Annotated in this window: 7 protein-coding genes, 1 tRNA gene and 1 pseudogene; 6 read left to right on the forward strand and 3 right to left on the reverse strand. The window is 67.2% G+C overall.

What is annotated here, in order from left to right; all coding sequences use genetic code 11:
* Positions 1-1,048 (forward strand): annotated as a pseudogene (locus tag CH341_RS13480) (hypothetical protein); the annotation flags it as partial.
* Between the two features lie 150 nt (positions 1,049-1,198).
* On the opposite strand, the gene rpoH reads toward CH341_RS13480, so the two are convergent.
* Positions 1,199-2,119, reverse strand: coding sequence for an RNA polymerase sigma factor RpoH (gene rpoH, locus CH341_RS13485; RefSeq protein ID WP_111419542.1), 921 nt, complete (start codon positions 2,117-2,119; stop codon positions 1,199-1,201).
* 244 nt (positions 2,120-2,363) lie between these two features.
* A complete protein-coding gene (locus tag CH341_RS13490; RefSeq protein WP_245431038.1) occupies positions 2,364-3,386 on the reverse strand; it encodes an RluA family pseudouridine synthase in 1,023 nt (340 codons plus the stop codon).
* Between CH341_RS13490 and CH341_RS13495 the strand changes: the two genes are divergently transcribed.
* The 3 genes from CH341_RS13495 (at position 3,385) to CH341_RS35875 (ending at position 4,496) form a co-directional block, all read left to right on the forward strand.
* Complete coding sequence (locus CH341_RS13495; protein WP_111419544.1) at positions 3,385-3,741, forward strand: hypothetical protein; 357 nt, start codon at positions 3,385-3,387, stop codon at positions 3,739-3,741. The two genes, CH341_RS13490 and CH341_RS13495, sit on opposite strands and share 2 nt — an antisense overlap.
* 144 nt (positions 3,742-3,885) lie before the next feature.
* Positions 3,886-3,961: transfer RNA gene (locus CH341_RS13500), tRNA-Glu, on the forward strand.
* Between the two features lie 277 nt (positions 3,962-4,238).
* Positions 4,239-4,496, forward strand: a complete 258-nt coding sequence (locus CH341_RS35875; protein WP_111419545.1) for a hypothetical protein — start codon at positions 4,239-4,241, stop codon at positions 4,494-4,496.
* Positions 4,497-4,835: 339 nt separating this feature from the next.
* Here the strand turns inward: CH341_RS35875 and CH341_RS13510 are convergent, their stop codons facing one another.
* Positions 4,836-5,318 (reverse strand): hypothetical protein, encoded by a 483-nt coding sequence (locus tag CH341_RS13510; protein ID WP_111419546.1) that lies wholly within the window; start codon positions 5,316-5,318, stop codon positions 4,836-4,838.
* 477 nt (positions 5,319-5,795) lie between these two features.
* Here CH341_RS13510 and CH341_RS13515 point away from each other — a divergent pair, with 477 nt between their 5' ends.
* Complete coding sequence (locus tag CH341_RS13515) at positions 5,796-6,542, forward strand: outer membrane protein (protein WP_111419547.1); 747 nt, start codon at positions 5,796-5,798, stop codon at positions 6,540-6,542.
* Positions 6,543-6,721: 179 nt separating this feature from the next.
* A complete protein-coding gene (locus CH341_RS34210) occupies positions 6,722-8,092 on the forward strand; it encodes a phenylacetate--CoA ligase family protein (RefSeq protein ID WP_170149617.1) in 1,371 nt (456 codons plus the stop codon).
* Positions 8,093-8,202: the final 110 nt, after the last annotated feature.

The raw sequence follows: 8,202 nt of genomic DNA on the forward strand, positions 1-8,202 counted from the left end.
GACTCGCGACAACCCTCCGTTTTCACGGGACTTTCCGAAGCGGCCGCCGTCCGCCCGCGAGCTCGCGCCGGATCCCTCGGTGACGTCGCCGCGCCCCGCGGATGCCGGCCGCAGCGAGCCCGGCGACGCCGATTTCGGCCCCCGCAACGGGGTGCGTCCCTATCTCGACGACCACGACTACCGGGACTCCGGCGGGCGCCCGTTTCCCCTGCAGCCCGAGACACTTCCGCCCCGCGGCGAGGACCAGCTCGGCGGCCCGCTGAAGACCCCGATCGGCGGCCGGCTGGTGAAATCGGCGCTCGCGCTGGTCGCCGTCCTGGCGATCGTCGGCCTCGGCTGGTGGGTCTGGCCGAGCCTCTCCGGCCTGCTCGGGCCCTCTCAGCCGGTCGCCACCGCCCCGGCCCCGGCCCCCTCGGGCGAGCCCGGGACGCGCGGAAAGATCACCGACCGGGTCGGCTCCCAGGCCTCCCCGGGGCTGTCCGCGCGACCCCAGGGGGACGCGCCGGCTGTCGCGCAACGCGTTGTGTTGTATGAGGAAGATCCGGCCGATCCGGGCGGCAAGCGCTATGTCGGAACCGCCGTGTGGCGGACCGAGACGATCGTCGCGGCGCCCGGCCAGGCGCCCGACACGGTGGTCCGCGCCGACATCGAGATCCCCGAGCGCAACACCTCGGTGAAGTGGTCGCTGCGCCGCAACTCGGACCGCTCGCTGCCGGCGAGCCACACGATCGAGATCATGTTCACCCTGCCGCCGGACTTCCCGAACGGCGGAATCTCCAACATCCCCGGCATCTTGATGAAGCAGGCCGAGCAGACCCGCGGGGTCCCGCTGGCCGGTCTCGCCGTCAAGGTGACGACCAACTTCTTCCTGATCGGCCTGTCCTCGACCGAATCCGACCAGCAGCGCAACGTCCAGCTTCTGAAGGAGCGGGCGTGGTTCGACGTGCCGATCGTCTACGGCAACAACCGCCGCGCCATCATGGCGATCGAGAAGGGCACGCCGGGCGAGCGCGCCTTCGCCGAAGCCTTCGCCGCCTGGGGCGAGTAGGCCAACGGCCTCCAGCGCTGACTCACACCGGGCACCTCGGGATGACGGTCGGGGTTCAGGGCCGTTGGAGTAATCCTTTCGGACACAATAAAAAAAGGCGCGGCCTGGGCCGCGCCTTTCGGGTCTGTGGGGAGCGGCCCGGGCCGGGGGTCAGTGGGCCGCGGCGGCCGACATGGCCTCGCGGCCGGCCGGCGGCTGCTCCATTGCGGCGATGCTGGTGCGCACCGCCTTCTGGACCTTCTCGAAGGCCCGCACCTCGATCTGCCGCACGCGCTCGCGCGACACGCCGAACTCCTCGGCGAGCTCCTCGAGGGTGACCGGATCGTCGGCCAGTCGGCGCGCCTGGAAGATGCGCCGCTCGCGATCGTTGAGGACCTCCATCGCCGCGGCCAAGGCCTTGCGGCGATTGTCGAGCTCCTGGCTTTCGGCGAGCTTCGTCTCCTGGCTGTCGCTGTTGTCGACAAGCCAGTCCTGCCACTCGCCGGAATCGCCGTCGTCGCGGATCGGCGCGTTGAGCGACGCGTCGCCGCCGAGACGGCGGTTCATGTCGATGACGTCCTGCTCGCCGACGCCGAGGCGCTTGGCGATGATCTTCACCTGATCGGGCCGCAGATCGCCTTCCTCGAGGGCGGAGATCTTGCTCTTGGCCTTGCGCAGATTGAAGAACAACTTCTTCTGGTTGGCCGTGGTGCCCATCTTCACGAGCGACCACGACCGTAGGATGTATTCTTGAATGGCCGCCTTGATCCACCACATGGCATAAGTGGCGAGGCGGAAGCCCTTGTCGGGCTCGAACCGCTTCACCGCCTGCATGAGGCCGACATTGCCTTCCGAGATCACCTCGGATATCGGCAGGCCGTAGCCGCGATAGCCCATGGCGATCTTGGCGACGAGCCGGAGATGGCTGGTGACGAGCTGCTGCGCGGCGGTGCGGTCACCGTGCTCGCGCCAGCGCTTGGCCAGCATGTATTCCTGCTGCGGTTCCAGCATGGGGAACCGGCGGATTTCGTCGAGATATCGGGCGAGGCCGGATTCGGCGTTGATCACCGGCATCGAAGCGGATTGGGCCATGACTGCGCCCTCCCTGTTGTGCCCCCGTGTCGTGGCGGGCGATTCGCGCCGCCGCTCCAGGAGCCGACGACGCCCTGCTGCATGCGACGGCCTTCGCCGATCGCGCAATGCAGCATACACGGGTGGGTCGTTCGAAGAAACACATCGGGCCGTCACTGTGACGTGACGACCCTGTGACCAATCGACATACGGAAGATATCGCGCTCAGCGCAGTCGCTCGTCCGAAGTATCGGCGCACAAAGCCCTAACGCCGCGCAAGGTCGATTGTTCCCCCACCCAGCACCTTATGTAGGTGCGCCAGGTCGGAAGGCAAGCCTGCACGGTAGATCAGGTGCTTCTTCGTCTTCGGATGCTGTATTCCGAGTAAATAGGCATGCAGGGCCTGCCTGCCAAGGCCGTCCAGCAGCACCTGGGCCTCCGCCGGCAGCAGCGCCACCTTGGTGCGGAAGCCCGGCCCGTAGACCGGATCACCGATCAGCGGATGGCCGATCGAGGCGAGATGCACGCGGATCTGGTGGGTTCGCCCGGTCTCCAGCCGGCAGGCGAGCAGCGCGGCGACCGGCTCGCCGGACTTGCCGCGATAGCGCTCGACCACCTCCCAATGGGTGATCGCCTCGCGCCCGTCCTGGCGGATCGCCATCTTGTCGCGCGACTGGGGGTGGCGGCCGATCGGCTTGTCGATGCTGCCGCGCGGCCGGTCCGGAACACCCCACACGAAGGCGAGATAGCCGCGCTCCAACGGTCCGGTCCGGCCGTGATCGGCGAACTGGCGGGACAGCGAACGGTGCGCCTTGTCGCTCTTGGCGACCACCATCAGCCCGGTGGTGTCCTTGTCGAGCCGGTGGACGATGCCGGGCCGCGCCACCCCGCCGATGCCGGACAGGCTCTCGCCGCAATGGGCGACCAGCGCGTTGACGAGCGTGCCGCTCCAGTGGCCCGCCGCCGGGTGCACCACGAGGCCGGCCGGCTTGTCGATCACCAGCAGGTCCTCGTCCTCGAAGACGACGTCGAGTGGGATGGCCTCGGGCTGCGGCTCGGGCGGCTCGGGCGGCGGCACGGTGACGTGGACGCGCTCGTTCGCATTGACGCGCTGGCCGGGATCGCGGACTGTGCGCTCGCCGATCGCGACGTGTCCGCCCAGAATCAGGCTTTTCAGCCGGGAGCGTGAGTAATCGGCGAGGCGGGCGGCGAGCACACGGTCGAGCCGGTCGCCGGCCTCGGCAGGCGCGACGACGACCGTCTCGATCCGGCGATCTCCTTCAGTCATGACCTCTCCGCAGTCTTCCCGCGACCCGTCCGCACCCGACGACAAGCCGCTCGATCCCGAGCAGGCCCGCGTCATGGCGCGCATCAAGCTCCTGATGGCACTGTCCGGCGTTGCCACATTCCTGGGCATCGCCGTGGTCCTCGGCATCGTGGGCTACCGCGTTTCCCGCAGCGGGGGAAGCGTCGAGAACGACGCGACGGTGCTGCTGCCGAAAGGCGGGCGAGTGATCGCGACCGCGGTCGCCGGGGAGCGCCTGCTGGTGACGGTCGAATCACCTGCGGGACTGGAGATTCGCAGCTTCGACGCCCAGACGCTGAAGCCGGCCGGCCGCATGCGATTCGCGATCGAGCCCTGAGCGCGCCGGCGCGCCAAGACGAAGGCGCATCGGCCTTTGTGGACCGACATCGTCGAGCGATCCGCCGGCCGCCGTGACGCGCCGATCGGCGATGCGGCAGACGACTTGCGCTCCGTCCCGATCGAGGCTATGTCGAGCCCGCACGCTCCCTTCGTCTAGCGGCCCAGGACGTCGCCCTCTCACGGCGAAAACAGGGGTTCGAGTCCCCTAGGGAGCGCCAATTTCACTACAATTCGGCGTTGTCGCCCAGTCGATCTGCTCGGCTGGTCGTCGTTCTTCGCCCCCGTGTGCTCCAGCGTCACGTCGTCTCTCGGCGCCGCGCCTCGACGCGCACCGGGCGAGCAGGTATCATCGCGCCCGCTCGTGTCGGTCGGGTGATCGGCGATCCGGGCCCGGAGCAACCCCCCGTGGTGCCGAACCTGTTCGGCCTTCTTGATCCGACACAAGAAGGTCGGTCGGCCTCGACCCACCGGCAGACAGGCGATCAGAGGCGATCAATGAAAAACGCAATCGTGTGTTCTGCGCTTCTCGCGCTGGGCCTCGGACTCGTCACGACGGATAAGGCCCATGCCGTCGTGTACTGTCGATACATCGACTATCCGGTCGGTTGCATCGTCCGCCCCGGTGTCGTGCTGGTGCCCCGGCCGGTCGCAAGGGCGGTGGTCAGGCCGGGTGTGGGGGCTCCAGGGGTCGGCGTGCGACGTGGGACCCCGCTCAACCGGGGCGGCCCGGTGAATCGGGTCGGTCGACGGTAGAACTGCCCGCCTCCCGACGCGGTCGCGTCCTCGTTGCGACGTCGGAGCACTCCTGACGAGCCGATCGGCGACGAACGGCCGCGTACGAGCGCACAGGCGTCGCGCCCCGCGTGCGGCCGCAAAAAAAAAGGCCGCGCAGCGGATTGCCGGCGGCCCAAGTCTAGGGAGGAAACGCCCAAGGAGGGCATTGCCGCCAGCCATCGGCCAGCGACGGCACACACATAGCTATTTCTCTCGCGTGACAGATCCGTAAAAAGACGCAGGGCAGGGCCGCGCTGGCCTGGCATGCACGCGCTCGCTGCTGCGGACCGCCATCAGTCCGGGGCACGGTGGCGGCGATCACCTGTGAGCCGGAGACGATCGAGCCGGCCGCTCGCGTGGCGCCGCATGGCGCATCCGTTCGAGAGCCACGGCACCGAGCGTCGCCTGCTCGACGATTCGCGCGAGCGCCACCGCCTTGCGGTGCGAGTCGCCCGGCAGCGCCTCGAGCCGCACCGCTGCCGCGCCGGGCGGCATCATGGTCGTGATGTCGAAATGCATCAGCAGCAGGCCGGTCGGCGGCTCGAAGGTCAACGGCACCGCCACCACCACCATCCAGCGTGCCCGGTCGATGTTGTGGCACGGATATAGGCACGACAGGTCGTACCGCCGGCCTGCGATCAGCTCCCGCAGTCGATCCGATTGCTCCGGCGTACAATGTCGAAGGTAGTTTTCACCGAGGCCCGCATGGGACCAGACGAGCCCGTTCGCGGCACCGAAATCACGCCATCCCTGGTTGACGTCGGTGATGATGCCGTTCGCGTCGAGTATCGCGATGGTCAACGGTAGCGCCTGGAGATGCTCCGGCAGAGAGTCCGTCAGCCTGCTCAGGTTCCACATCCGATACCGCTACGCGACGAAAAAAGGCCAGGCTGCCTCATCATGCGGCTTGCCCGCTTCTCCGATCAACTCGGGAGATCAACCTAGAGTCCGAGTTGCTCCGGCCCTTTGGCCGAGATCCGGAGTCGAAATCCGGAGTCATGGATCTCCGCTACGGTCTCGATCGTGGGATTTTGTCCCTCTTGCTGTATCGGACTGCATAACAATACGCCTTTTGTAGCAGTCCATGTTTATAAGAAGAAGGAGTGGCTCATAAGCCACAGTGATTTTAAGCCGCAGGAATTACACGTATTTCTGCTCTTCAGGGTGGTGCGAAGCAGGCGCTTCAGCCGAAGGGTTGCGCCATGTGTCGCAAACGCAACCAAATCTCTCTCCGACGAGGGCATATTGGCACCACAACATGCGCAAAGGGGGCCACCCATGAAAGCCATTCTTCTCTCGTCGGCCGCAGTCGTCGCTCTCACCTTCTCTGCCTCGGCGGCCGACATGGCCCTCAAGGCCCCGCCGATGGCACCTCCCGTGCCGGCGTTCAGCTGGACCGGGTGCTACCTGGGCGCCCATGTCGGTGGCGCGTCGATGAAGAGCACGTTCTCGGATTTCGAGGGCGGCTACTTCGGCAACAACGACAACGGCGTTGGTGCGGTGGCCGGCGGCCAGCTCGGCTGCAACTACCAGATCGGCATGTTCGTCCTCGGCCTGGAAGGCGAGGGTTATTGGTCGGGCGTGAAGCAGACCTTCGACTATGGCTATATCGGCAGCCTCTACAGCACCGAGACGAAGAACAAGTACAACTTCGACGTCGCCGCGCGGATCGGCGTCGCGTTCGATCGCGTCCTCGCCTACGGCAAGATCGGCTGGGTGTGGGGCCAGTTCGACTTCAACGCGGGCTATTCGAGCGGCGGCGGATTTTCCAACTATAGCGGCGACACGATGCTGAACGGGCTCCTGCTCGGCCTCGGCGTCGAGTACGCGCTGACCAACAACTGGACCGTGAAGGCCGAGTACAACTACCTGAACTTCGGCAGCAAGGGGATGGACCTCACCTACTGCGACAACGGGGGCTGTCTGTCGGGCTACACCTTCTCGGGCAGTGCCGACATGCACATCGGCAAGATCGGCATCAACTACAAGTTCGGTGGCGACGCCCCCGTCATGGCGCGCTACTGAGGCATCCGAGCTCACGATCAGCCCCGGGCATTTCGCCCGGGGCTTTTTTATGCCGGGCCCACGACAGCCGGATCGTGCGGCCGACATCAGTGCAGTCAGCCGGGCGTCCAGAGCGGCCGGCCGGGTTTTTTCTTTCTGCGGGCCGGGTGCATTCTGCGCTTGTCGCTGCGAGAGAGATCATGCGATTCGACTTTTCGGACTTCCCCCTCGGCAACCGGGCTTTCTCCGCCACCCCGATGGCCTTTTGCGAGCCCGCGGCCATCGGCGCCCTCGGCGCGGTCATGGAGCTCGCGCTGCTCGAGACCGGCAACCCGCGTGCCCGCGAGCACTGGCAGAAGGTGCAGCTCCGGAACCTGCTCACGCATCTGGCTCAGCGCTCCGCATTCTGGCGACGACGAATCGGCGCCGCCAAGCCCAGCGACGTCAAGCTCGCGGCCCTGCCGGTGCTCTCCCGCAAGGACGTGCTGGACCAGGTCGCGGCGGAGGGCTCCCTGCTGACGGGACAGGATCCGATCCGGGTGCAGCCCAACTCGACCTCCGGCTCGTCCGGCACGCCGCTGAGCTTCTTCATCTCGGACATGAACGTCCGCTACAATCTGATGCGCTCTCTCGCCCAGTATTTCATCGAGGGACGCGACCTCACGCTGAACCGGACCCGCATCACGTCACTGCCCGTGTCGAACCCGCGCGGCTACACGGTCGATGTCAGCGACACCTGGCTCGGCGACATGGCACCGATGATCCGCTCCGGCATCAACAAGCACATCGCCTATTTCCACCCGGACGTGCCGCGGCTGCGCAAGGAACTCGAGTCGCATCCGATCGGCTATCTCGTGGTGCCTCCGCGTGCGGTCGAGACGTTGCTGTCGCATTTCGGTCCGGAGGTGTTCAAACGCGCCGGCACCGCGATGATCGTCACCCTGGCCGAGTCGGTCGATCCGGAGCTCCGCCACACCTTCGACGGCCTCGGAATCCCGATCCGTGCGACCTACTCCTGCGAGGAGGTCGGGCCGATCGGGATGGAATGCCCGCACCACCCGGGGCACTATCACGTCGCGAGCAGCAACGTGATCGTCGAGATCGCGCGCGACGATGCGACCAGGCTCGGAGATATCCGGCTCGGTCGCCTGCTGGTCACGCATCTGCATTCCTACGCGACGCCGTTCGTGCGCTACGACGTGGGCGACGTGGCTTCGCTCGCCGACCGGTGCCCCTGCGGTCACGAGGGGCAGACCCTGTCGAACGTCTACGGCCGCAGCAAGGGGCTGGTGAAGCGGCCGGACGGGAGCGTGCGGAGCTTCTACATGAAATCCCACGACCTGACCGAGGCCGCGGCGTTCGAGGAGTTTCGGATCCGCCAGACCGGCCTCGACACCATGGTGGTCGAGATTGTGCGCGCGACGCCGCTCACGCCGGACGAGGCCGAGCGCCTGCGCGCCGTCGTCGCCAGCCATGCGGGGGAGGGCGTCGCCGTCGAGGTGCGATGGGCCCTCGCGATCGACTGGGGCCAGGACAAGAAGCGGCTCGGCTATCGCAGCGAGGTCCTGTGACGTGCGGTTGCGAAGCGTCGTGGTGCGAACGCCCGCGGTGAGGCGGCGTGCGCGGTCGCGCCGCGCTGGACAAGCCCGGCCCGGGTTGGCATGACCAGCGGGGCCGCGCG

The organism is Rhodoplanes roseus, assembly GCF_003258865.1.
Taxonomy (GTDB): domain Bacteria; phylum Pseudomonadota; class Alphaproteobacteria; order Rhizobiales; family Xanthobacteraceae; genus Rhodoplanes; species Rhodoplanes roseus.